Annotated in this window: 21 protein-coding genes; 13 read left to right on the top strand and 8 right to left on the bottom strand. The window is 72.7% G+C overall.

Going from position 1 to position 23,991, the window contains the following annotated elements; genetic code table 11:
* Nucleotides 1-79 precede the first annotated feature (79 nt).
* Nucleotides 80-985: a phosphoribosylaminoimidazolesuccinocarboxamide synthase gene (locus tag JSY14_RS03945; protein ID WP_259557458.1), complete on the bottom strand. Its 906-nt coding sequence runs from the start codon at nt 983-985 to the stop codon at nt 80-82.
* The gene (purD, locus tag JSY14_RS03940; protein WP_259557457.1) at nt 982-2,265 is read right to left on the bottom strand and encodes a phosphoribosylamine--glycine ligase; all 1,284 of its coding nucleotides are present in this window, start codon (nt 2,263-2,265) and stop codon (nt 982-984) included. Before purD ends, JSY14_RS03945 begins: the two co-directional genes overlap by 4 nt.
* 70 nt (nt 2,266-2,335) lie before the next feature.
* Between purD and truA the strand changes: the two genes are divergently transcribed.
* The 3 genes from truA (at nt 2,336) to rpsI (ending at nt 4,605) form a co-directional block, all read left to right on the top strand.
* Nucleotides 2,336-3,319, top strand: a complete 984-nt coding sequence (truA, locus tag JSY14_RS03935; RefSeq protein WP_259557456.1) for a tRNA pseudouridine(38-40) synthase TruA — start codon at nt 2,336-2,338, stop codon at nt 3,317-3,319.
* A gap of 297 nt (nt 3,320-3,616) precedes the next feature.
* Complete coding sequence (rplM, locus tag JSY14_RS03930) at nt 3,617-4,060, top strand: 50S ribosomal protein L13 (protein ID WP_259557455.1); 444 nt, start codon at nt 3,617-3,619, stop codon at nt 4,058-4,060.
* Between the two features lie 53 nt (nt 4,061-4,113).
* Complete coding sequence (gene rpsI / locus JSY14_RS03925; protein ID WP_259557454.1) at nt 4,114-4,605, top strand: 30S ribosomal protein S9; 492 nt, start codon at nt 4,114-4,116, stop codon at nt 4,603-4,605.
* A 125-nt stretch (nt 4,606-4,730) separates the two neighbouring features.
* Here the strand turns inward: rpsI and JSY14_RS12390 are convergent, their stop codons facing one another.
* Entirely contained in the window at nt 4,731-8,096 is a 3,366-nt protein-coding gene (locus JSY14_RS12390) for a DEAD/DEAH box helicase (protein ID WP_285892244.1), read from the bottom strand.
* A 100-nt stretch (nt 8,097-8,196) separates the two neighbouring features.
* On the opposite strand from JSY14_RS12390, the gene glmM reads away from it, so the two are divergent.
* Entirely contained in the window at nt 8,197-9,549 is a 1,353-nt protein-coding gene (gene glmM, locus JSY14_RS03915) for a phosphoglucosamine mutase (RefSeq protein WP_259557453.1), read from the top strand.
* A 33-nt stretch (nt 9,550-9,582) separates the two neighbouring features.
* On the opposite strand, the gene coaA is transcribed toward glmM, so the two are convergent.
* Nucleotides 9,583-10,542: a type I pantothenate kinase gene (gene coaA / locus JSY14_RS03910; RefSeq protein WP_259557451.1), complete on the bottom strand. Its 960-nt coding sequence runs from the start codon at nt 10,540-10,542 to the stop codon at nt 9,583-9,585.
* Between the two features lie 215 nt (nt 10,543-10,757).
* On the opposite strand from coaA, the gene glmS reads away from it, so the two are divergent.
* The 7 genes from glmS to JSY14_RS03875 are packed head-to-tail and all read left to right on the top strand — an operon-like array spanning nt 10,758 to nt 17,720.
* On the top strand, nt 10,758-12,626 hold the full coding sequence (glmS, locus tag JSY14_RS03905; RefSeq protein WP_259557450.1) for a glutamine--fructose-6-phosphate transaminase (isomerizing): 1,869 nt from the start codon (nt 10,758-10,760) through the stop codon (nt 12,624-12,626).
* A 56-nt stretch (nt 12,627-12,682) separates the two neighbouring features.
* Nucleotides 12,683-13,189: a holo-ACP synthase gene (locus JSY14_RS03900; protein ID WP_349773582.1), complete on the top strand. Its 507-nt coding sequence runs from the start codon at nt 12,683-12,685 to the stop codon at nt 13,187-13,189.
* Nucleotides 13,186-14,727: an NAD(P)H-hydrate epimerase gene (locus JSY14_RS03895; protein ID WP_259557449.1), complete on the top strand. Its 1,542-nt coding sequence runs from the start codon at nt 13,186-13,188 to the stop codon at nt 14,725-14,727. The genes JSY14_RS03900 and JSY14_RS03895 overlap by 4 nt, the downstream gene beginning before the upstream one ends.
* A complete protein-coding gene (gene alr / locus JSY14_RS03890; RefSeq protein ID WP_259557448.1) occupies nt 14,724-15,917 on the top strand; it encodes an alanine racemase in 1,194 nt (397 codons plus the stop codon). Before JSY14_RS03895 ends, alr begins: the two co-directional genes overlap by 4 nt.
* The gene (tsaE, locus tag JSY14_RS03885; protein ID WP_259557447.1) at nt 15,914-16,507 is read left to right on the top strand and encodes a tRNA (adenosine(37)-N6)-threonylcarbamoyltransferase complex ATPase subunit type 1 TsaE; all 594 of its coding nucleotides are present in this window, start codon (nt 15,914-15,916) and stop codon (nt 16,505-16,507) included. Before alr ends, tsaE begins: the two co-directional genes overlap by 4 nt.
* Entirely contained in the window at nt 16,507-17,247 is a 741-nt protein-coding gene (gene tsaB / locus JSY14_RS03880) for a tRNA (adenosine(37)-N6)-threonylcarbamoyltransferase complex dimerization subunit type 1 TsaB (protein ID WP_259557446.1), read from the top strand. Before tsaE ends, tsaB begins: the two co-directional genes overlap by 1 nt.
* Nucleotides 17,248-17,252: 5 nt before the next feature.
* Entirely contained in the window at nt 17,253-17,720 is a 468-nt protein-coding gene (locus JSY14_RS03875) for a GNAT family N-acetyltransferase (protein ID WP_259559543.1), read from the top strand.
* Here JSY14_RS03875 and JSY14_RS03870 read toward each other — a convergent pair.
* The gene (locus JSY14_RS03870) at nt 17,713-19,440 is read right to left on the bottom strand and encodes a hypothetical protein (protein WP_259557445.1); all 1,728 of its coding nucleotides are present in this window, start codon (nt 19,438-19,440) and stop codon (nt 17,713-17,715) included. The two genes, JSY14_RS03875 and JSY14_RS03870, sit on opposite strands and share 8 nt — an antisense overlap.
* Nucleotides 19,425-20,207 carry an ABC transporter ATP-binding protein gene (locus JSY14_RS03865; RefSeq protein ID WP_259557444.1) on the bottom strand — a complete coding sequence of 261 codons (783 nt, stop codon included), beginning with the start codon at nt 20,205-20,207 and terminating at the stop codon, nt 19,425-19,427. Before JSY14_RS03865 ends, JSY14_RS03870 begins: the two co-directional genes overlap by 16 nt.
* A gap of 204 nt (nt 20,208-20,411) precedes the next feature.
* Between JSY14_RS03865 and JSY14_RS03860 the strand changes: the two genes are divergently transcribed.
* Nucleotides 20,412-21,614: an AI-2E family transporter gene (locus JSY14_RS03860; RefSeq protein ID WP_259557443.1), complete on the top strand. Its 1,203-nt coding sequence runs from the start codon at nt 20,412-20,414 to the stop codon at nt 21,612-21,614.
* 140 nt (nt 21,615-21,754) lie between these two features.
* On the opposite strand, the gene greA is transcribed toward JSY14_RS03860, so the two are convergent.
* Together greA and JSY14_RS03850 are read right to left on the bottom strand one after the other, a co-directional pair.
* The gene (gene greA / locus JSY14_RS03855; protein ID WP_259557442.1) at nt 21,755-22,243 is read right to left on the bottom strand and encodes a transcription elongation factor GreA; all 489 of its coding nucleotides are present in this window, start codon (nt 22,241-22,243) and stop codon (nt 21,755-21,757) included.
* A gap of 261 nt (nt 22,244-22,504) precedes the next feature.
* Nucleotides 22,505-22,933, bottom strand: a complete 429-nt coding sequence (locus JSY14_RS03850) for a DUF4307 domain-containing protein (protein ID WP_259557440.1) — start codon at nt 22,931-22,933, stop codon at nt 22,505-22,507.
* A 132-nt stretch (nt 22,934-23,065) separates the two neighbouring features.
* Here JSY14_RS03850 and mca point away from each other — a divergent pair, with 132 nt between their 5' ends.
* Nucleotides 23,066-23,908: a mycothiol conjugate amidase Mca gene (mca, locus tag JSY14_RS03845; RefSeq protein WP_259559541.1), complete on the top strand. Its 843-nt coding sequence runs from the start codon at nt 23,066-23,068 to the stop codon at nt 23,906-23,908.
* Nucleotides 23,909-23,991 lie beyond the last annotated feature (83 nt).

Here is a 23,991-nt window from a genome sequence, read left to right as displayed (position 1 = left end):
GCCGTGTCTGTCCGATGCGGCCGGTGGCCGGGGCGCCGATATCTCGGGCAGGTCGTGCCCGAGCCGCCGCGCGCCCCGGTCAGAACCGCGTACCGGTCAGCCGCTCGTACGCCTCGACGTACCGCTCCCGGGTCTGCTCCACCACCTGCGCGGGCAGCTGCGGCGGCGGGGTGGCCGAGCCGCGATCCCATCCGGAGTCCGGCGAGGTCAGCCAGTCCCGCACGAACTGCTTGTCCAGGCTCGGTTGCACCCGGCCGTCCTGGTACGTGTCCGCGAACCAGAACCGCGAGGAATCGGGGGTGAGCACCTCATCCCCGAGGGTCAGGGCGCCGTCGGTGCGGGAATGCCCGAATTCGAGCTTGGTGTCGGCCAGCACGATGCCCCGTTCGGCGGCGATCTGCAGCGCCCGCCGGTACACCTGCAGCGTGAGGTCCTCCAGCTGGTCGACGAGGTCCGCGCCCAGCCGCTCCCGCGCCTCCTCCACGGTGATGTTCTCGTCGTGCGCGCCCTGCTCGGCCTTCGTCGCGGGCGTGAAGATCGGCCGCGGCAGGCGGGACGCCTCGATCAGCCCTGCGGGCAGGTCATGGCCGCCCACCGTCCCGCTGCGCTGATAGTCCGCGAGCCCCGAGCCCGTCAGGTAGCCCCGGGCGACGCATTCCAGCGGCACCATGTCCAGGCCGCGGCAGCGCAGCGCCCGGCCCGCGACCTCGGCGGGCACGTCCGTCGACGACAGCACATGGTGCGGCACCACATCCGCCAAATGCTCGAACCAGAACAGGCTCATGCCGGTGAGGATCCGTCCCTTGTCGGGGATCCCCGGCTCCAGGGCGTGGTCGTAGGCGCTGATCCGGTCGGTCGCCACCACCAGCACCTCGGTGGCCTGCATGATCGGGGTCCCGGCGGGCACGTACAGCTCCCGCACCTTCCCGCTGACGGCGAGGTCCCAGCCCTCGAGCGTCGGCGCGCTGATCATCGGCTCGGTCATGCTCCCACCGTCCCCTCGGCTGCGGCGCGGGCGATGTCACGCCGGTGATGTGACCCTTCCAGCTGCACCGCGTCGACCCCGTCCAGGGCCCGCTGCCGCGCGGTCGCGAGGTCCGCGCCGGTGGCGACCACGCACAGCACGCGGCCCCCGGCGCTCACCAGTCGACCCTGCGCGTCCTGCGCGGTGCCGGCGTGGATCACGTGCGTCGCCTCGCCCGCCTCCGCGGCCTCGATCCCGCCGATCTCGTCGCCGGTGCGGCTGCTCGCCGGGTACCCCTCGGAAGCGATCACCACCGTCGCTGCGGCGTCCTCGGACCAGACCGGGGCCGGCACCGCCGACAGGTCACCCTGCGCGGCCGCCAGCAGCAGCGGCGCGAGATCCGAGGCCAGCCGCTCCAGCACCACCTGCGTCTCGGGGTCGCCGAAGCGGACGTTGAACTCCACCACCCGCACCCCCCGGGCGGTCAGCGCGAGCCCGCAGAACAGGGTGCCGACGAACGGGGTGCCGCGGCGGGCCAGCTCGGTGAGCGTCGGCTGGGCGACGGTCCGCACGACCTCGTCGACCAGCCCCTCCGGAGCCCACGGCAGCGGCGAGTACGCCCCCATGCCGCCGGTGTTTGGTCCCTCGTCCCCCTCCATGGCGCGTTTGAAGTCCTGCGCGGGCTGCAGCGGCACGGCCCGCTGGCCGTCGCACAGGCAGAACAGGGACACCTCGGGGCCGTCCAGGTACTCCTCCAGCACCAGCGACCCTCCGGCGTCGAGCACGGCGCGGCCGTGGGCGAGGGCCTCGAGACGATCATCCGTCACCACCACGCCCTTGCCGGCGGCGAGGCCGTCGGCCTTCACCACGTACGGCACCGCACCATCGGGGTTGACCTGATCCAGGCCCGCCTCCAGCGCGGAGGTGTCGTGCACCGTCACGGACGCCGCGGTCGGCACCCCTGCGGCGGCCATGATCTCCTTCGCCCAGGACTTCGAGCCCTCCAGGCGGGCGGCCTCGGCGCCCGGCCCGAACACGGTGATGCCCTGCGACCGCAACCGGTCGGCCAGCCCCGCCACCAGCGGCGCCTCGGGACCGACGACGACGAGGTCCGGCCGCAGCTGCCGGCTCAACGCCACCAGCGCATCGAGGTCCCCGACGGGCACCGGATGAAGGGTTGCGAGCTGCCCGATCCCCGGGTTGCCGGGGGCGGCGTGGAGCTCGTGGGGGATGCTGTCGCGGGACAGGCGCCGCACGATCGCGTGTTCGCGCCCACCGGAGCCGATGACGAGGATCTTCACGCGCCCGAGCCTACCGATCCGACCCGACAGTCGAGCGTCCACCGGCTCCGCCCGGCTAGCATCCCGGGCCATGACCGCCGTTCCCGACAGCCCCGCCCGCCTGCGCCTGGATCTGGCGTACGACGGCACCGACTTCCACGGGTGGGCGGCGCAGCCGGGGCGGCGCACGGTCGAGGGGGAGCTGCGGGCGGCACTCGCGCGCGTCACCCGTCGGGAGGTGCCGGTGACGGTCGCCGGGCGCACCGATGCCGGGGTGCACGCCAGCGGCCAGGTGGTCCACCTCGACCTCGACGCCGAGGCGCTCGCCGCCCTCCCCGGTCGCTCGGACCGCGCCCCCGCCGACGCCCTCGTGCAGCGGCTCGGCGGGGTGCTGCCCGCCGACATCGTGGTGCGCCGCGCCCGGCCGGTGCCCCCCGCCTTCGACGCGCGGTTCGGTGCCCTGTGGCGCCGATACCGCTACCGGCTCAGCGACTCCCCGCAGGTGCACGACCCGCTGCGCCGCGACGTGCTGCGGCACCGCCGGGTGCTCGATCCGGCACCGATGCATGAGGCCGCGCAGCTGCTGGTCGGGGAGCACGATTTCCTCTCCTACTGCCGCCCCCGCCCCGGCGCCACCACGGTGCGGACCCTGCAGCACCTCTCGGTGGAGCGGCCCGCTACAGGGCGGGCCGATGCGGGGCTCGTGGTGGTCACCGTGCAGGCCGACGCCTTCTGCCACCACATGGTCCGATCCCTGGTGGGGGCGCTGCTGGCCGTGGGGGAGGGGCGGCGGGACGTGGACTGGCCGGCGCGGGTGCTCGCCGCCCGCACCCGGGACGCCGCCGGACGCGACGGCGTCGGCGCCGCACCGATGTGCCCGCCGCAGGGCCTCACCCTGGAGCATGTGGAGTACCCGCCCGACGAGATGCTGGCGGAGCGGGCGGCCCTGTCCCGCGCCGTACGCGCATTGACGGACGACACCCCCGCCGTCACGTGGAATGCGCCACACGCCGCCGGCTCCGGCGACGCGCCGCCGCAGTTCGCAGCCCCGCCGCAGGCCCGGCGGGCGGAGTGAGACCCGCATCGCCCCTGGTCGCGCGTTGACCGGGGTGATTCCCGGCCACTATCCTGGGACGTCGTTGTGCCATGACGTGCGCCCGACGCCGCTGCCGACTCTCACACCGGCGCGAAGCGGGCTCCTCACACACGTCGCGGGGCGAGCCGTCCATCGTCAGGTCGGACGCGCCAGCACAGCGGAGCGGCCATGCCCCGACCGAGCGAGGCGTGTCCACGGACCATCGAACCGGGCCCTGCACCCGAGGTGCGCGTTCGCGCGCCCGCAGGGCACCACATACGAGAGAAGAAGGCACGAGTGCGTACGTTCACCCCGAAGGCCGACGACATCCAGCGGTCCTGGTACGTCATCGACGCGACGGATGTCGTCCTCGGCCGGCTCGCTTCCCACGCCGCCCAGCTGCTGCGCGGCAAGCACAAGCCGGTCTTCGCGCCCCACGTGGACGCGGGCGATTACGTCATCATCATCAACGCCGACAAGGTGGCCCTGACCGGCAACAAGCGGGAGACCAAGCTGGCCTACCGCCACTCCGGTTACCCGGGCGGTCTGCGCGGCGTCAAGTACTCCGAGCTGCTCGAGACCAAGCCCGAGCGCGCCGTCGAGAAGGCGATCAAGGGCATGCTCCCGAAGAACAAGCTGGCCACCCAGCAGCTGAAGAAGCTGAAGGTGTACGCCGGCCCCGAGCATCCCCACGCGGCGCAGCAGCCCGTCGCCTACACCCTCGACCAGGTGGCGCAGTAAGCGCGGGCGCCCCGCGCTCACGCCCTGCAGCACGGAAAGACCTGAGGAGAACCGTGACCGATACCAGCATCCCGGAGATCGACGAGACCACTCCGTCGAACTACACCACCGAGTCCACCGCCGAGGAGGGCACCGTCGGCCGCGGCCAGTCCGCGTCCGCGCCCGGCGCCGGCACCGGCCGTCGTAAGGAGGCCGTGGCCCGCGTGCGCCTCGTGCCCGGCACCGGCACCTGGACCATCAACGGCCGCACCCTGGAGAACTACTTCCCCAACAAGGTGCATCAGCAGGAGGTCAACGAGCCGTTCAAGGTGCTCGACCTCCAGGGCCGTTTCGACGTGATCGCCCGCATCCACGGCGGCGGCGCCTCCGGCCAGGCCGGTGCGCTGCGCCTGGGCATCGCCCGTGCGCTCAACGAGATCGACCGTGAGAACAACCGTCCGGCCCTGAAGAAGGCCGGGTTCCTCACGCGCGACGCCCGCATCATCGAGCGCAAGAAGGCCGGCCTCAAGAAGGCCCGCAAGGCCCCGCAGTACTCCAAGCGCTGATCCGCGCGGCCCTGCGCCGCACGCCCAGCCCGCACGACACCCCCGGCCCTCACGGTCGGGGGTGTCGTCGTCTGCGGGTACCGTCCGGGCCTCGACGGGGACCGGCCCGGGGCTGATCCCGGGTCTCAGCCGAGCAGGTCGCGGATGTCGTCGGCCGTCATGGCCTTCTGGAATGCCGTCCCGTCGTCGGTGAGGGCGTCGAACAGCGCGGCCTTGCGCTGCTGCAGTGCGAGCACCTTCTCCTCGATGGTGTCCTCCGCGACGAGCTTCACCACCATCACCCGGCGGTCCTGGCCGATGCGGTGGGCGCGGTCGATCGCCTGGTTCTCCGCAGCGGGGTTCCACCACGGATCCAGCAGCACCACGTAGTCGGCCTCAGTGAGGGTGAGACCGAAACCTCCGGCCTTCAGGGAGATGAGGAACACCGGCAGTTCGCCCTGCCGGAACGCCTCCACCGCCCCGTCGCGGTCCCGGGTGGAGCCGTCGAGGTAGGCGAAGGACACCCCGCGGTCGCTCAGTTCCTGCGCGACCCGCTGCAGGAACGAGGTGAACTGGCTGAACAGCAGCACCCGGTGGCCGTCGGCGAGGACCTCATCCAAGCGGTCCATGAGGGCGGCCAGTTTGGAGCTCGGCACATCGTCGTAGGCCTCGCCGTCGACGATCCCCGGGTCCAGCGCGAGCATCCGCAGCAGCGTCAGGGAGCGGAAGACGATGAACCGCGACCGTTCCGCATCCGACTCGATTAGTCCCAGCACCTTCGTCCGCTCCCGCTGCAGCACCCGGTCGTACAGCGCCCGATGGTCGGGGCTGAGCGGCACCCGCACCACGAGCTCCGTCTTCTCCGGCAGGTCGCGGACCACGAGGTCCTTGGTGCGGCGCAGCAGGAACGGTCGGATGCGGGAGCGCAGTTCCTCCATCCGCTCCGGGTGCTCCCCGGCGGCCAGCGGGATCGCATAGCGCCGGCGGAACCCGATGTGCGTGCCGAGCAGTCCGGGGGTGACCAGGGATGACACCGCCCACAGGTCGTCGAGGGAGTTCTCCATCGGGGTGCCGGTGATCGCCAGGCGGAACGGTGCGCTCACCTGCCGCACCGCCTGGTGGGTGCGGGAGCGCGGGTTCTTCACGAACTGGGCCTCATCCAGCACCAGCCCGCTCCACGGCCGGGAGATCAGCTGCTCCTGGTCGATCCGCAGCACCGCGTAACTGGTCACCACCACGTCGGCCCGCTCGATCTCTGCGGTGACGTCGCTGCCGCGGGCGCGGGTGGTGCGGTCCAGCACCGCCACCCGCAGCGAGGGGATGTGCCGCGCGGCCTCCTCCCGCCACACCGGCAGCACCGACGTGGGTGCCACCACCAGGAAGGGGGCGGCTCCCGCGTCGGCGCTCTCGCGGGCGTGGGCGATCAGGGCGAGGGTCTGCAGGGTCTTCCCCAGGCCCATGTCGTCGGCGAGGATCCCCCCGAGGCCCAGGTCGTACAGGGTCCGCAGCCAGCGGTACCCGTCCAGCTGGTAGGGGCGTAAGGCGGTGGTGAGGGTGGCGGGCGGGATGGCGGACGCCTCCGTCGTCCCGGCCGCGGTCCCCGCGCCGGTGTCGGTCCCTGCGCCGGCCCCGGCCCCGGCGTCGGTGGCGCGCAGCGCCCGCAGGGTCGCCTCGAACTCCGCCGCGGTCTCCAGCTCCACGGCGATCTGGCCCAGGTCGTCCCACAGATCCAGTTGGTAACGGCTGAGGGACTGGTGGTCGGGTTCCCACTCGGCCATCTCCTGGCCCTCGGAGATGAGACGTCGCAGCACGTCGAAGGCCGGGTGGTCCAGCGAGAAGAACGTGCGGTCCTCGAGCATGAGGCGGGACCTGCCGGAGGCGAGCGCCCGGAACAGGGAGGGGAAGGGGATCTCGCGTCCGTCGACGGTGATGCGGAAGGCGAGGTCGAACCAGTCGGTGCGACCCTCCGACGGCACCTGCGTCACCCGCACCTGCGGGGCGGCGTCCAGTTCACGGTAGGCGTGGCGGGTGCCGGTGATCCGCACGTCCACGTGGTCCTCGGCCCGCAGGGCGTCGAGCACATGGGTGGTGAACTGCGCCGTGTCGACACCGGAGAGGCGCTCGGGGTCCTCACCGCCGGCGGTCGGCCAGACGGTCCGCACCCGCGCCAGGACCTCCTCCTCGTGGGCGCGGTCGCGACGGCCGCCGACCCCGGGGGCCATCGGCACCACCCGATCGGGGTCGTGGTAGTGCCAGGCCCAGGTGAGCGTCAGCCGGTCACCCTCGGTGTACGCGGCGGTGGCCTCGAGCGTCGCCGGGGGGATGCGCGGCAGCTCCACACTGGCGTCGCTGCTGCCGACGGTCAGCACATCGCGCAGCTTCGGATAGGCGACGGCCAGGAAGTCCGCCTCCTCCTCCGGCGCGATCCGCAGCCCGTCCGCGTCGGCGGCGAGGCGCCGCAGGCTCGACGGCAGCGGGGACAGCAGCGGCGCCATCACCAGCGTCCCGTCGGCGTCGAGACCCGCCGCACCGGTCACCCCCAGCGGCCGCGGATCCGCCACTGCCTCCTGCAGTCCCGCGATCAGCAGCCGCACACGCAGCAGCAGCCCCGCATCGTCCCGTGTGAGGTCCAGGTCGGCGTCGGCCTGCGCCGCCAGTGCCACCGCGGGGAAATCGGCGGGCGGCAGCAGCGTCACCCCGGCGTCGCGGGCACCGCGCAGCGCCTCCCACACCGGTCCCGCCCCGGCGGCCGACAGCCAGATCAGGTCGGGGGAGCCGGAGGCGTAGCTGCGTTCCGTGCCGGCGGCGGCGAACACGCGGGTGAGGGCATCGGCCTGCGCGGGCACGAACTCGGTGCGGGGCATGCGGAATTCGAAGGTGCGCCAGCTCAGGCCCGCCCGCACCCAGCCACCGTGGGCCCCGCGTCGCAGCGGTTGCAGACCGGCATGCAGCTCCGACCCGGAGGTGAGGTCCTCCGGTCGCGCAGCGTGGCGGGCGGAGCGTCCCGCGGGCGCGCCTCCCGGCTGCGGCGTGGCGGCCTCCAGCACCACCCGCAGCGCCAGCGGCACCGGGGCCTCGCGAGGTCCCTCCTCCCGCAGCAGGCCGTGCAGCACCGTCCGCCACTGCGGGGTGGGGCGCTCCCGCTGTTCGGCCTCACGACGGGCATCCGCGGCATACAGCAGCGCCGCCGCGTGCACGCAGTGGGTCTCCTCCGGGCAGGTGCAGCGGGAGGTCAGCGGCCGCCACACACCCCCCGCCTCCTGCGGCCAGAAACGCCGGGAGACGGAGTCCTCGTCCAGCTCCTCGCAGTGGACCTCGACCTCGTCGATGGGTGCCTCGGGGTCCACGGCCTCCCGCACCGCCGCCCGTAGCAGCCCGCGCTCCACCTCCCACTGCAGATGCTCCACCCGGCCCTCCCGGGCCGCAGCGAAACCCTGCGAGGCCGTGCGATCCCCCACGAAGGAGGTGATCATCGTCGCGGGGATCCGGGGGAGCGGAGCGGCATCGGGCATACCCTCCAGACTACGGAGTGCGGCCGCCGCGCGTCGGCGGGGAGCCGTGATCCGCGAGGGCTACCCTCGACCCATCGACCCCGACCTGGGAGGACAACCCGTGGCCCGACTCTTCGGCACCGACGGCGTGCGCGGACGCGCCAACGACGACATCACCGCCGAGCTCGCGGTGGAGCTGGCAGTGGGCGCGGCCCACGTTCTCGCCGACTTCGGCGCCTTCCGTGACACCGCCACCCGCCCCCGCGCGATCGTCGCCCGCGACACCCGGCCCTCCGGCCCGTTCCTGGTCGCCGCGGTGAGCGCAGGCCTGGCCTCCGCCGGGGTGGATGTGCTCGACGCCGGGGTGCTGCCGACCCCCGGTCTCGCCCACCTGGTGGAGAAGACCGGAGCGGATCTCGGCGTCATGATCTCCGCCTCGCACAATCATCACGCCGACAACGGCATCAAGTTCTTCGCCCGCGGCGGCACGAAGCTGCCCGACGAGGTGGAGGACGCGATCGAGGCCCGTCTGGGGGAGAGCTGGGACCGCCCGCAGGGCACCGACGTCGGTGAGATCCGGCCGTATGAGAACGCCGTCGAGGAGTACGTCGAGCATCTGCGCTCCACCCTCACCACCGACCTCACCGGCCTGACCGTCGTGGCGGACTGCGCCAACGGCGCCTCCTACCTCACCGCCCCGGCCGTGCTGCGCGCCGCCGGCGCCACCGTCCACGTGATCGGTGACCGCAGCGACGGCGGCCAGATCAACGAGGGCGTCGGCTCCACCCATCTGGAGAAGCTGCAGGCTGCGGTGCGGGAGCACGGCGCCGACGCCGGTGTGGCCTTCGACGGTGACGCCGACCGCTGCCTCGCCGTGGACGCCGACGGCACCGTCATCGACGGCGACCAGATCATGGCGATCCTGGCGCTGGACCTGCACGAGCGCGGGGAACTCGCCGACGACACCCTGGTGGTGACCGTCATGAGCAACCTGGGGCTGAAGCTCGCCATGCGCGAGCACGGCATCAACCTCGCCCAGACCGCCGTCGGCGACCGCTACGTGCTGGAGGAGATGACCCTCGGCGGGTACGTGCTCGGCGGGGAGCAGTCCGGCCACGTGGTGATGTCCCGCTACGCCACCACCGGTGACGGGGAGCTCACCGCGCTGCATTTGCTGCAGCGCATGGCCACCAGTGGTCGCTCCCTGCGGGAGCTCGGCGCGGTGATGACCCGCATGCCGCAGTCTCTGATCAACGTCAAGGGTGTCGACAAGCAGCGCGCCGGGATCGACCACGGTGTGCAGGAGGCGGTGCGGGCCGCCGAGGCCGAGCTGGGCGACAACGGCCGCGTGCTGCTGCGCCCCTCCGGCACCGAGCCGCTGGTGCGCGTGATGGTCGAGGCCGCCACGCAGGAGCACGCCGACGAGATCGCCGAGCGTCTCGCCGGGGTGGTGCGGGAGCGCCTGGCCCTCTGACCCCGGCCTCTGTCCCCGGCCCTCCGGTGCCGCTCAGACCCGCCGCAGAAGCACCGAGTGGACCTGGTGGTCCGCGCCCTTGCGCAGCACCAGGTCCGCTCGGCCGCGGGTGGGCAGCACGTTCTGGGCGAGGTTCGGGCCATTGATGCTGTGCCAGATCTGCAGTGCGGTGTCGCGGGCCTCCTCGTCGGACAGCTCCGCATAGCGGCGGAAGTAGCTCTGCGGATCGGTGAAGGCGGTGCGCCGCAGCGTGAGGAACCGCTCCACGTACCAGCGCTGCACATCCTCCACCCGGGCGTCGACGTACACCGAGAAGTCGAAGTAGTCCGACACCGCGAGGCCCAGCAGACCGTCGCGTCGCGGCCGCGCCGGCTGGAGCACGTTCAGTCCCTCCAGGATCAGCACGTCGGGGCGCTCCACCCGCACCCGGTCGTCCTCGACGATGTCGTACACCAGGTGCGAGTACACCGGTGCCTCCACCACGTCGCGGCCGGATTTCACCTCCGCCACGAACCGCAGCAGGGCGCGACGGTCATAGCTCTCCGGGAAGCCCTTGCGGTGCATGATGCCTCGACGTTCCAGCTCCGCATTGGGGTAGAGGAACCCGTCGGTGGTCACCAGCTGCACCCTCGGGGTCTCCGGCCAGCGCGCCATCAGCTCCCGCAGCAGACGCGCCGTGGTCGATTTCCCCACCGCCACCGACCCGGCCACGCCGATCACGTACGGGGTGCGGCGCAGGCGCTCGCCGAGGAACTCGCTGCGGGCCCGGCGCAACCGCTGGGCGGCATCGACCTGGAGCCACAGCAGCCGGGAGATCGGCCGGTACACGGCGTCGACCTCCGCGAGGTCCACGCGGTCCCCGAGCCCCTGCAGGCGCTGCACGTCCTCTTCGGACAGCGGCAGCGGGGTCTGCGTCGACAGCCGCGCCCAGTCCTCGCGGGGGATCTCGTCGAACGGGGTGGTGGCCGACGAGTACGCGGTGGGGCCTCTCATGGTCGTCCATTCTCCCAGAGCGCCGGGCGTGGCTCCGCGGGATGCGGAACCGGCCCCGACACGTCAGGAACGCGCGCGCCTGGATGATCGTTTCTGCGTGAACCGCTCAACCGCTTGCCATGACCAGGCGCGACAGCGCGGGAACGTGACGCACCTCGCCCGGCATCTGCGCGAGATCGGTGGCGCACGGGCCCGCGGTCGGTACCGTGAGCGGCATGTGTGGAATCGTCGGCTATGCAGGCCCCGCCCCCAGCTCCCCGTCCTCCCGTCCCGTGGACGTCGCCCTCCAGGGCCTCGCCCGCCTCGAGTACCGCGGCTATGACTCCGCGGGTGTCGCCGTGATCGACGGCGAGCAGGTGCAGGTGACCAAGCGCGCCGGCAAGCTGCAGAACCTCCGGGACGCCCTCGGGGAGGACACCGCCACCTCGAGCCCCGTGGCGATCGGCCACACCCGCTGGGCCACCCATGGCGGGCCCATCGACGGCAACGCCCACCCGCATCTGGGCGGCCGCCGCGACGAGCTGGCCCTGGTGCACAACGGCATCATCGAGAACTTCGCGTCCCTGCGCGCCGAGCTCGAGGAGCAGGGGTACACCTTCCGTTCCGAGACCGACACCGAGGCCGCCGCGCATCTCGTCGCACGCGAGATGGAGCAGACCGGCGACCTCACCGAGGCGATGCGCCGCGCCGTCGGCCACCTCGAGGGCGCCTTCACCCTGCTGGCGGTGCACATCGACGCCCCCGGCACCGTCGTCGCCGCCCGCCGGAACAGCCCGCTGGTGGTGGGCCTGGGCCAGGGGGAGAACTTCCTCGGCTCCGACGTCGCCGCCTTCGTCGACGAGACGAAGGAGGCCCTGGAGATCGACCAGGACCAGATCGTCGCCGTCACCGCCGAGGGCGTGCGCGTGATCGAGGCCGACGGCACCGAGGTCACCGAGCCGAAGCGGTACACCATCGAGTGGGACGCCGCCTCCGCGCAGAAGGGCGGCTACGCCTCCTTCATGGCCAAGGAGATCCACGAGCAGTCCTCCGCCGTGGCCGACACCCTGCTCGGTCGTCTCGAGGGCGGCCGGTTGGTGCTCGACGAGGGCGAGATCGACGAGTCCCTGCTGCGCAGTGTCGACAAGATCGTGGTGGTGGCCTGTGGCACCGCGGCGAACGCCGGCAATGTCGCGAAGTACGCCATCGAGCACTGGTGCCGCATCCCCACCGAGGTGGAGCTGGCCCACGAGTTCCGCTACCGCGACCCGGTGATCTCCGAGAAGACCCTCGTCGTGGCGATTTCCCAGTCCGGCGAGACCATGGACACCCTGATGGCGGTGCGCCACGCCAAGGAGCAGGGGGCGAAGGTCGTCGCGCTGTGCAACACCCGCGGCTCCACCATCCCGCGGGAGTCCGACGCCGCCCTGTACCTGCATGTGGGCCCGGAGATCGCGGTGGCCTCCACCAAGGCGTACCTGGGGCAGATCGCCGCCTGCTACCTGCTGGGCCTCTACCTGGCGCAGGTGCGAGGCAACCTGTTCCCCGACGAGATCGCCGCACTGCTGGAGGACCTCGAGCAGATCCCGCAGCACATCCAGACCGTGCTGGACGGCTCCGAGCAGGTCGAGCAGCTGGCCCGGGAGATGAAGGACGCCACCAGCGTGCTGTTCCTCGGTCGCCACGTCGGCTACCCGACGGCGATGGAGGGCGCACTGAAGCTGAAGGAGATCGCGTACATCCATGCGGAGGGCTTCGCCGCCGGCGAGCTCAAGCACGGGCCGATCGCCCTGGTGGAGGAGGGGCAGCCGGTGTTCGTCATCGTGCCGTCCCCGCGCGGCCGCGACTCGCTGCACGCGAAGGTCGTCTCCAACATCCAGGAGGTCCGCGCCCGCGGTGCGAAGACCCTGGTGATCGCGGAGGACGGCGACGACGCGGTGCTGCCGTACGCCGATGAGGTGATCCGCGTGCCCCAGACCCGCACGCTGTTCGCCCCGCTGCTGACGATCATCCCGCTGCAGATCTTCTCCTGCGAACTGGCGACCGCCAAGGGCCTGGACGTCGACCAGCCGCGCAACCTCGCCAAGTCCGTCACCGTCGAGTGACGTCCCTCGCGTGACCTCGGGTCGGCGGGCCCACCGACTGCGGGATACTGGCCCGCATGAGTGAGCCCGCCGACCCCACCCCCGGCGCCGGCCCGAGCGCCGGGGGCGGCCTCGCCTTCCCGCCGCCCGACGACACCCCGGGCATCGGCGGGCCCGGGTTCGCCGGTCCCGCCATCATCGGGGTCGGGATCGACGTGGTGGAGATCGCCGCGCTGGAGGCCCGTCTGCGTCGGGTCCCCGCCCTGCGCGACCGCCTCCTGACACCGCCCGAGCGGGCACTGTCCCCGGCCTCCCGGGCCGCGCGGGTCGCCGCGAAGGAAGCGGTGGGCAAGGCCCTCGGGCGGCCCGGGGACTTCTCCTGGCAGGACGTCACCGTGCAGCGCACCCCCGCCCGCCGCCCCTACCTGGTGCTGACCGGTGCCACCCGGACCTGCGCCGAGAAGCTCGGCGTCACCCACCTGCACCTGTCGCTCTCGCATGACGGCCCGATCGCCACCGCGATCGTCGTCGCCGAGCGCACCGGCACCTCGCCCCGGCCGGTCGACCGAGGAGGACACCCATGATCCGCGCCCATACCGGCGCCGCCGTGCGCGCGGCCGAACAGCCGCTGCTGCAGGCGGGGGAACCCCTCATGCAGCGCGCCGCCACGGCCCTCGCCGACCACGCCGCCGACGCCCTGCGCGAACGCCGCCTCCCGCTGCCGCAGGCGCGGGTGCTGGTGCTCGCCGGACCCGGATCCAACGGTGGTGATGCCCTGCTGGCGGGCGCGGACCTCGCGCGCCAGGGCGCCCACGTCACCGCCGTCGCCGCCCTCGGCTCCCTGCAGGACGGCCCCGTCCAGGCCCTGCGGGAGGCCGGAGGGCGGGTGGTGGACTCGGAGGCGACCGCCGGAGACCTGCCCACCGCCGACCTGCTGCTCGACGGTGTGCTCGGGACCGGTGCCCGCCCCGACCTCTCCGACGACCTGCGGGACCTGCTGGCTCGCGCCCGCGCCGCCCTCGATCCCCACGCCCTGGTGCTCGCCGTCGACGTCCCCACCGGGGTGGACGCCACCACCGGCGCGGTCGACGAGGGTGCCCTCACGGCGGACGCCACCATCACTTTCGGTGCCGTGAAGTCCGGCCTGCTGCTGCCCCCGGCCACGGAATCCTGCGGTCGCGTGATCCCCGTCGACATCGGCCTCGGCCCGCACCTGCCCGCGCAGCCCGCCGTGCGCCGCCTGGAGGATCCGGACGTGCGGGACCTGTGGCCGCGCGCCCGGCGCAGCGACCACAAGTACTCCCGCGGGGTCCTCACCGTGGCCGCCGGATCCATCCGCTACCCGGGTGCGGCGGTGCTGGTCAGCGAGGCCGCCTCCCGCACGGGTCTGGGGATGATCCGCTACCGCGGCCCCGTGCGGGTGCTCGACCTGGTGCTGCAGCGCCGCCCGGAGGTCGTGGGAGAGGACGGCCGCCACGACGCCCTCGTCGTCGGCCCCGGCCTGCCCGGGGATGATCCGCGCGCCGCCGCCGCCCTCCAGGAGCTGCGTGAGGGCCTGCCCGGTGTCGTCGACGCCGGGGGCCTGGACGCGATCCTGCGCGAGCAGCACTTCGGCCCGGACACCGTCCTCACCCCCCATCACGGAGAGGCCGTGCGACTGGCCCACCGGTTGGGCCTGCCGCAGTCCGTCACCGCGCGTCCCGCAGCTCTCTCCACCGCCCTCGCCCGCGCCACCGGGGCGACGGTGCTGCTGAAGGGAGCCGTCACCGTCATCGCCCCCGGGGATGCCCCCGAGGAGCTGTTCTCCCAGGACGACGCCACTGCGCAGCTCGCCGTCGCCGGCGCCGGGGATGTGCTCGCCGGGATCCTCGGCGCGCTCCTCGCCCACGGCCTGCCCGGCCCGGAGGCCGCAGCCGTGGCGGCGCTGCTGCACGGACGCGCCGCCCGCCGCGCCTCCCGCGACGGGCTGCTGCCGATCACCGCCCTCGACGTGCCCGCACACCTCGGGGAGGTCCTCGCGGCTATCCTCACCCCTGCGCCCGCCGCCGACCGGATACGCCGCTGGGGAGGGCCAGGACCACAGCCCGGATCCGACCACGGATCCGCACAAGGAGGAGCATGAGCGTCGCCATTCCGGCGGAGGACCTGCGCCAGGGCCCGAACCGCGCCGTAATCGACCGGGGCGCGATCACTCACAACGCCCGTGTCCTCGGCGGCCTCCTGCATGAGCAGACCGCCCTGATGGCGGTGGTGAAGGCCGACGGGTACGGCCACGGCATGCTCACCGCCGCCCAGGCCGCCCTCGACGGCGGAGCGACCTGGCTGGGCGCCGCCCATCCCGCCTCCGCTCTGGCGCTGGTGCGCGCCGGCCTCGACGTCCCGATCCTCACCTGGCTGTACGACCCCACCGCCGTCGGAGAGCTGATGGTCGACGTGGTCGGCGCCGGCATCGACGTGTCCGTCGGCTCCCCGGAGGCACTGCGCGTCGTCGCGGACGCCGCCCGCACCGCGGAGCGTCGTGCCCGCATCCACCTGAAGGTCGATACCGGGATGGGACGCGGCGGGGCCCTTCCGGCCGCGGCACGGGCACTCGCCGCCGCCGCCCGCGACGATGACCATGTGAACCTCGTCGGCATCTGGACCCACCTGTCGACCGCCGACGACCCCACCGATCCGTTCCTCGACCGGCAGGTGGAGGCCTTCGATGCCACCGTCGAGGCGGTGACCCATGAGGTCGGCCCCGTGCCCCTGCAGCATCTGGCGAACACCGCCGCCCTGATCGCCCGGCCCGATCTGCACCGCGACATCGTCCGCGCCGGCATCGGCCTGTACGGGTACCCGCCGCTGCCCCTGCCGGACGGTGCTCGCCTGCGGCCCGCGCTCACGCTCACCAGCAGCATCGCCCAGGTCAAGGAGGTGCCCGCCGGGACCCCTGTCGGCTACGGGCACACCGCCACCACCACGGTGCCCACCCGCCTGGGCCTGGTCCCGATCGGGTACGCGGACGGCCTGCATCGCGCGGCCTCCGGGCGCGGCCGCCTGGTGGTGCGCACCCGGACCGGGGATGACCTGGTGCCGCAGATCGGCCGCATCAGCATGGACCAGATTGTGGTGGACCTGGGGCCGGAGTCGACCGCCCGGGTCGGTGACCGCGTGATCGTCTTCGGGGAGGCCGCCGACGCGGTGCTCGGGGACGGGCAGCGGGTGCCGACCGCCGCCGACTGGGCCGAGGCCGCCGGCACCATCCCCTACGAGGTCCTCACCTCGGTCAGTGTCCGGGTGGGCCGCGAGCTGCGCGGGGAGGGCGCGTGAGCGTCGACTCCCCGATCACGGTGCCCACCCGCGGCGCCGAGGACACCCGTGCCGTCGCCCGCGCCCTCGCCGGGCAGCTGCGCGCCGGGGACCTCCTGGTGCTCGACGGCCCCCTCGGCGCCGGCAAGACCACGTTCACGCAGGGCCTCGGGGACGGGCTCGGGGTGCGCGGCCCCGTCGCCTCCCCGACCTTCGTGATCGCCCGGGTGCATCCGCCGGTGACGGGTGAGCTGGCGCTGGTGCACGTCGACGCGTATCGCCTGGCCGGGGGCTTCGACATTGAGGACCTCGACCTGGAGGCCGACATGGACGAGGCCGTGACCGTCGTGGAATGGGGCCGCGACCGGGTGGAGCACCTGACCGACTCCCACCTGCTGGTGGAGCTGCACCGGGCTGAGGAGCACGCCGGGGCCGCCCCCGAAGGCACCGATGCCGAGGATGCTGAGGTGGACCTGTCCCGGGCCGGGGACGAGCAGCGACACCTGCGCGTCACCGCCGTCGGCCCCCGCTGGGACGGCGCCGAGCGGGAGGCCCTGCGCCGCGCGCTGACCGGCGCCGTGGAGCCCGCCCCGTCACAGGAGGAGGACTGATGCTGCTGGGGATCGACACCTCGGGGGCGGTGAGCGTCGCGCTCGCCGAGGGGGAGCTCGGCCGCGGGGTGCGGGTGGTGGCCGCGCGCACCGATGAGCGGGCCCGCCACCACGATGAGGTGCTCATGGGCCTCATCGACCAGGTGCTCGCCGAAGCCGGCGCCCGCCGTGCCGACCTCACCGCCGTCGTCGTCGGACGCGGCCCCGGCCCCTTCACCGGCCTGCGGGTGGGTCTGGTGACCGCCCGCTCCATCGCCGCGGTGCTCGGCCTCCCCCTGTACGGGGTGGTGTCCCTCGATGCCCTCGCCCACGAGGTGCTGGTCGGGGGCACGGACGGCGCGACCGACATGGCTGCCGGGATCGATGCGGCCGAGGGTTCGGTGCGCCCGGGGACGACCGCTGCGGTGGCCCTGGATGCCCGCCGCCGCGAGGTGTACCACGCCCGCTATGCGCTGTGCGGCGGTCGCCTCGAGCGCACCGCGGGACCGTCGGTCGACGCTCCCGCGGAGATCGCCGAGCAGCTGCGCGCCGCCGATCACCTCGTGGGGTCGGGCACCGCCCTGTATCCGGAGCTGCTGCCCGCCACCGATGCGCCGACCGTCGTCGACGCCGGGCATCTGCTGCGGGTGGCGGACCTGTGGGCCACGCAGGGCGAGGACCTCACCTCCACCGAACCGTTGTACCTGCGGGCGCCGGACGCCGCGAAACCGACCGCCCGCAAGAGCGCCCTGGGGCGGTGAGCGTGATGGCGGCGGACGAGGCTCCCGCGTGGCATTTGCGGCCCACCCGGATGGACGACGTCGAGCAGATCGCTTTCCTGGACCTGGAACTGTTCCCCGACGAGGCGTGGACGGTGTTCCAGATCGCCGCGGAGGTGGAGCACCCTCAGCGCCGGTACGTCAGCGCCGTCACCGCTGAGGACGAGGTGATCGGATATGCCGGGGTGATGCTCCTGGGGGACATGGCCGACCTGCAGACCATCGGCACCTCCCGCCCGGGCCGAGGCATCGGACGGGCCCTGCTGGCGTGGTGCGAGGACGCCGCCCGCAACGGCGGCGCCGACCGGCTGCTGCTCGAGGTGCGCGAGGACAACACCCGCGCCCGCGCCTTCTATGACCGCGCCGGGTTCACGACGATCGGCCGCCGCACCGGGTACTACCACACGGCGCGCGGGCCGATCGATGCGATCGTCATGGAGCGGCCGCTCAGATGAACGCGCGCACCCGCTGCCACACCCGCGCGTAGTTCTGCTCCAGGTATCGGCCCGACAGGTGCACCCCGATCACCAGGCCGACGACCCCACCGAGCAGGGACGCCGCCCCGGCAGCGAGCAGCCACCCACCACCGCCGGTCACGGCCCCGACGATCAGCAGCACGATCGCGGGGATCTGCGGCACGAGGACCCCGAGCATCGCGAGCGACAGGGTGAGCATGGCGGCCCCGCTGGCGGAGGAGCGGTCCTTGAAGGGACTGGTGCCGGGGGCGGCCGTCGGGAACGGCATGAGCGTGCCCACCAGCGTGCTCACACCCCAGCCGCCACAGGCCGCCCCGATGATGCCCAGCAGCGTCGGCACCAGCAGCTCCCAGCGTCCGGTGAGGGCCGCAGCACCCACCGCCAACAGCAGAACGAACGGCAGCGTGACCACAGCGATCGCGGCGATCCGCCCCGCCAGATCGGTGCGCGGTGACGCACCGGTGGTGATCTGCACCCATCCCGCCGGGCCGTCGAAACCGAGCTCGTTGCCGAGCGAGACCCCGCACAACAGACCCACGAGGATCAGCCCGAGAAACGAGACCTCCACCCCGGGGCCGGTGGCCCCCGCCATGATCGGCATCAGCATCAGGAAGATCCCCAGCAGCGGGATCACCGCCATGGAGCCGAGATAGCGGGAGTCGCGCCGCCAGTACCGCAGAGCCCGCCCGAAGGACGCCCCGAAGGGCCCGGCCGGTACACCGCGCGGCACCAGGGCACTCACCCGGGTCCGCCCGGAGGACGCCTGCCCTGCAAGGGCCGACACCATCGCCCGGTCGAGCCCCCGAGCCCACAGTATCCACAGCAGCCACAGGCCCGCCACGGCGATGACCACACGCACGGCGGCGATCAGCCACACCCCGGCGGCGACATCCAGGGGCACCGCGACAAATGCCCCCAGCGGGGTCCACGGCAGCACCGCCGCAGCGCCCTCCATCACCGGTATGAGGGCGTCAGGGGTGATCGTCACGGCACCGCCGCCACCGGTCAGAAGCGCTCCGCCGTAGATCAGGGCGAGGAACACCAGCAGCCCGAGCAGCGGGACCAGTTCCCGGCGGCGCCGGGAGGAGGTCCGGGCCGCCGACCAGGTGATCACCACCCGCGGCAGCAGCAGGCACAGCACCAGCAGACCGAGATGGCACGGCAGCAACAGCAACCCGCCGAGGACCAGCGCGACCGGGGAGATGCCTGGCATCATCCCGGGGGAGAACACCCCCATGAACCAGAGCGCTTCGCACACGGTGAGGATCGCAAGGGCGAGCAGCGTCAGCAGGCCCGGGAGGGAGAGCAGCGCCGCGAGCAGCATGCCCGGGCGCAGATCCCGCCCGCGCAGCGACAGCGGTGCGAAACGCAGGACATCCAGGGGCTCCTCCAGACCCGTCAGCAGCAGCGGCCCCACCAGCCAGGCGACGGCGAGGCCGGTGCCGACGGTCAGCACGACGGTGCGCATCAGACCGGGATCGGTGAGGGCGGCCACCGCCGGCAGACCGATCGCCAGCAGTGTCAGCAGGAACAGACCGTATCCGCCGAGGAAGATCGTGCCGATCAGCTTGCCGATGTTCTTGCGGAAGCTGCGCCGCCACAGCAGCAGATGCAGACGCACCAGGGTGCGGGTGAGGGTGCCGGTGGCGGCCGCCGGGGTCGCGGCGATGGCGGCCGGGGCGGTCACTGATTCAGCCATGCCAGGCCTCCCTGCGCCACGTGGCCGCCACCGACCAGCTCCAGGAAGCGATCCGACAGGCTGCGTCCCTGCCGGACGGCCTCGAGCTCACCGTGCGCCAGCACCTGGCCCTCGGCGATGACCGCGACGTGTGTGCACAGCTCCTCCACCAGCGCCATCACATGACTGGAGAGGATCACGGTGCCGCCGCCCGCCACGAAGGCCAGCAGGATCTCCCGGATGGTGGAGGCGGACACCGGGTCGACGGCCTCGAAGGGCTCATCCAGCACCAACAGTCGCGGCGCATGCACCAGAGCGCACGCCAGCAGGATCTTCTTCGTCATGCCGGCGGAGTAGTCCACCACCAGCTTTCCCTCCTCGTCGGCCAGGCCGAGGGTCTCCAGCAGCGACTGGGTGCGCTCCTCCACCACGGCCGGGTCGAGGCGTCGCAGCAGACCGACATAGGTGAGCAGTTCCCGCCCGGTGAGCCGGTCGAAGGTCCGCAGACCATCGGCCAGCACCCCCATCACGGCCTTCGCCGGCGCCGGGTCGGCCCACACGTCGTGCCCGAGCACCTGGGCGGTGCCGCCGTCGGGCACCAGCAGACCCGTGGCCATCGACAGGGTGGTCGTCTTGCCGGCGCCGTTGGGGCCGACGAGTCCGTAGAAGCTGCCGCGCGGCACCTGCAGGCTCACCCCGTGGACGACCTCCCGGCCGTCGAAGGACTTCCGCAGGTCGCGCAGATCCAGGGCGGGGGCCGGATCGGAGTGAGGGAGCTCATGGTCCATGACCTCACGGTAGGGGACCGGCGCCTGGCCCGGGGGCCACCGCATGGCCAGTGCCCCCTCGACGAACGTCGAGACTCCCGAGCGGCGACGGTGCCGGGTCGAGCACCTGGACACACCGCCGATCACTGCACCGGATAGAGTGCCCCGCGGGCGTCCCCGGCACCGGGCCGGATCCGCGGCGCCCTCGCGCAGGAGGGAGAGGCCATGGTGAGGTACCGACGTCGGGAGACGCCGCCCGCGCAGGTGGTGCAACCGCAGGAGGTCGCGGAGATCCCGCTCGGGATCCGTCGTTTCGCGGCCTGGGGGTGGCGCCTGCTGGTGATCGTCGCGGCGCTCGCCGTGTTGCTGTGCCTGGTCTCGAAGATCACCGACATCGTGATCCCGGTGCTCATCGCCGTGCTGCTCACGGCCATGCTCGCGCCGCTGGTGCGGCTGCTCACCCAGCACACGTTCCTGGGCCGCGCCGCCGCGAGCGCCGTGGCCATGCTGTGCCTGGTGCTGGTGGTCTCCGGGATGTTCACCCTCGCGGGTCGTCAGCTGATCGCCCAGTTCGCCGACATCCAGGAGAAAGCCGTCGCAGGTGTCCAGCAGCTCACCGACTGGGCCAACACCACCCTGGGCATCGACGACCCGATGATCGACTCCGCGATCGCCGAGCTCCAGACCAGGCTGGAGGCGAATGCGGATGCGTTGCTGTCCGGTGCCCTCAGTACCGCCGCCACGGTGGGCAACATCCTCACCGGCATGCTGATCGCCCTGTTCACGCTGTTCTTCCTCCTGAGCGGGGGTCTCGGGGTGTGGCGGTGGGTCGTCGGACTGCTGCCGCCGGAGGCACGCGTCCCCACCCATGAGGCCTTCCGTCGGGGCTGGAAGGCGCTGTCGGCGTATGTGCGCACGCAGATCCTGGTGGCTGCGGTCGACGCCGTGGGCATCGCGATCGGCATGGTGGCCCTGGGGCTCGGTTCGTATGCGGTGCCGATCTGGCTTCTGGTGTTCCTGTTCTCCTTCATCCCGCTGGTCGGCGCCATCGTCTCCGGTGCCGTGGCGGTGCTGCTGATGCTGGTGCTGAAGTCGTGGGTGCTGGCGCTGGTGATGCTCGGCATCGTGCTGGCGGTGCAGCAGATCGAGGGCAATGTGCTGCAGCCGATCCTCATGGGCAAGGCCGTGGAGCTGCATCCGTTGGCGGTGTTCCTCGGGGTGACCCTCGGTGCCATGGTGGCCGGCATCCCCGGTGCGCTGTTCGCGATCCCGCTGGCGGCCTTCGTCAACGCCACCCAGCTGTACCTCGTGGGGCGCGACCCGAGCCCGGAACTGGGGCAGGACGAGGCCTCCCACGAGGCCTTCGCCCCGGTGAGGAACGCCCGGTCCACCCGCTCCGGCTCCCGGCGCGTCGAGCACGTGCGCTGACCATCCGGAGCACCCCTCACGGATACGGGACGGCCCCCGAGCGGATGCTCGGGGGCCGTTCGTCGTCGAGGGGTCGGACCCGGGGCTCGTGCCGGGGGCTCGGACCACGGGTGGGACCTGCGGCGCCGGGCCGCGGACGATCAGATCTTGTAGGGCGTGGCCTTGACGATCTCGATCGGCAGGGACTTGCCGTTGGGGGCGGTGTAGTCGATGGTGTCGCTCACCGAGGAGCCGAGGATCGCGGCGCCCAGCGGGGACTCGGGCGAGAACACCTCGAGCTTCTCGTCCCCATCTGCGATCTCGCGGTTGCCCAGCAGGAAGGTGCGCTCCTGACCGGCCATGGAGATGGTCACGACCATGCCGGGCTCGACGACGCCGTCGTCCTTCGGGGTCTCGCCGACCACGGCGTTCTTCAGCAGGCGCTTCAGCTCCGCGATGCGGGCCTCCATCTTGCCCTGCTCCTCGCGTGCGGCGTGGTAGCCGCCGTTCTCCTTGAGGTCACCCTCGTCGCGGGCCGCGGCGATGCGCTCGGCGATCTCCGTGCGGCCGGGGCCCTCGAGCTGCTCCAGCTCCTGGGTGAGTCGGTCGTAGGCGTCCTGGGTGAGCCAGGTGCCCTGAGAGTCGTTCATGCGTGTTGTGCTCCTTGTCGATCGCGCCCGGGTCGTTCCGACCCTGACACGGGGCACGGGGCACATGATCCGCATGCGCCCCGTGAGGTTCGTGGGGTGTCCCGGCGCGGACCCACCGTCCGACGTGCCGGGATCGCGCAAGCATACACCGGGGCCCCTGGGACCTCACGGAGGCCCGCCCGCTCCTGAACGGCGCGCCACCGGCGGGGCGGGGCTGCGGACGGGGCACAGGCCGGGCTCGGGAGAGACTCAGACTCGGGGTCAGACGGCGCGGCAGTCCTTCACCGCGGCAGCGACCGCATCACCCTGCGTCGTGATCTCCACCCGGTGCACGCTCACGGCGGAGGACTGCGCCGGGATCTCCACCTCGGTGAAACCGACCTGCGCGCGGCGGTCGTCGAAGGCCTCGACCGTGCAGCGGGCGGTGCGACCCGTCGGCATGGTGACGCTGAAGGTGAGCTGGATCGAGGTGGGGGAGCGGTGTTCGTAGGCGACCGTCTCGTACCGCACCCCCGGGTCGGCGAACCGCACACCGATCGCGATCACCAGCGCCACCAGCGCCAGCGCGCCCAGACCCATGAGCAGTCGGGACAGGCGGGGCGTGACCAGCGGGCGACCGTACCGATCGGACAGATCCTCGGCCTCAGGGGAGGGCTGGTCGGTCGGACGGTCCACGGACGGGCGGTGCATACCCCCAGTATCCCGCCTCGCGTGCGATCCGCCTCGAGGTGCATCCCGGCGGCGCGCACGTCCACGGCCCACGGCACTAGAGTCGTGCGGGTGAGCCACAGCGTCCGCGACCCCCACGAGCCCCTGCGCCTGATGGCCGTGCATGCCCATCCGGACGACGAGTCGTCCAAGGGCGCCGCGACCACGGCGAAGTACGCCCATGAGGGGGTGGAGGTCACCGTCATCACCTGCACCGGGGGCGAGCGCGGCTCGATCCTCAACCCGCGCCTGCAGGGCGACGAGTCGATCCTGGCGGATCTGCCCGCGGTGCGCCGGGCCGAGATGGCCGAGGCACAGCGCATCCTCGGGGTCGATCACGAATGGCTCGGGTTCGTCGACTCCGGCCTGCCCGAGGGTGACCCGCTGCCGGCGTTGCCCGAGGGATGCTTCGCGCTGCTGCCGATCGAAGAGGCCGCACGGCCGCTGGTCGCCGCGATCCGCCGGCTGCGGCCGCACGTGATGACCACGTACGACGAGAACGGCGGTTACCCGCATCCCGACCACATCCAGACCCACCGCATCAGCGTCTTCGCCTTCGACCGCGCCGCGGACCCGGACTATCTGCCGGAGCTCGGGGAACCGTGGAGCGTGGCGAAGCTGTACTACGACAATGCCTTCTCCCGGCAGAAGTACGCCGCGGTCGTCGCCTACCTCGAGGAGCAGGGGCAGGACACGACCGATCTGCGGCAGTGGTTGGAGCGGTTCGATGAGCGCAAGGACCGCCTGCTGACCACGCGGGTCGATGTGCGTGACTGGCTGGAGGTGCGTGACGCCGCGCTGCGCGCCCACGCCACCCAGGTGGACCCGGAGGGGCTGTTCTTCATGATCGCGAACGACGTGCTCACCGCCGCCTGGCCCACTGATGATTTCGAGCTGAGGTTCTCCCGCATCGGGGTGACCCTGCCGGAGACCGACCTGTTCGCGGGGCTGCGATGAGCCCCCGGACGACCACCCTGCCGATCACCGGAGACACCGGAGGGTTCCCGGCAGAACCCGCGGCCAGCCCCACCGAAGGAGCG

The sequence above is a fragment of the Brachybacterium sillae genome, assembly GCF_025028335.1.
In the GTDB taxonomy this organism is placed as follows: domain Bacteria; phylum Actinomycetota; class Actinomycetes; order Actinomycetales; family Dermabacteraceae; genus Brachybacterium; species Brachybacterium sillae.
The sequence above is the reverse complement of the archived record's forward strand: the minus strand, read 5'-3'. Positions and strand labels throughout refer to the sequence as shown.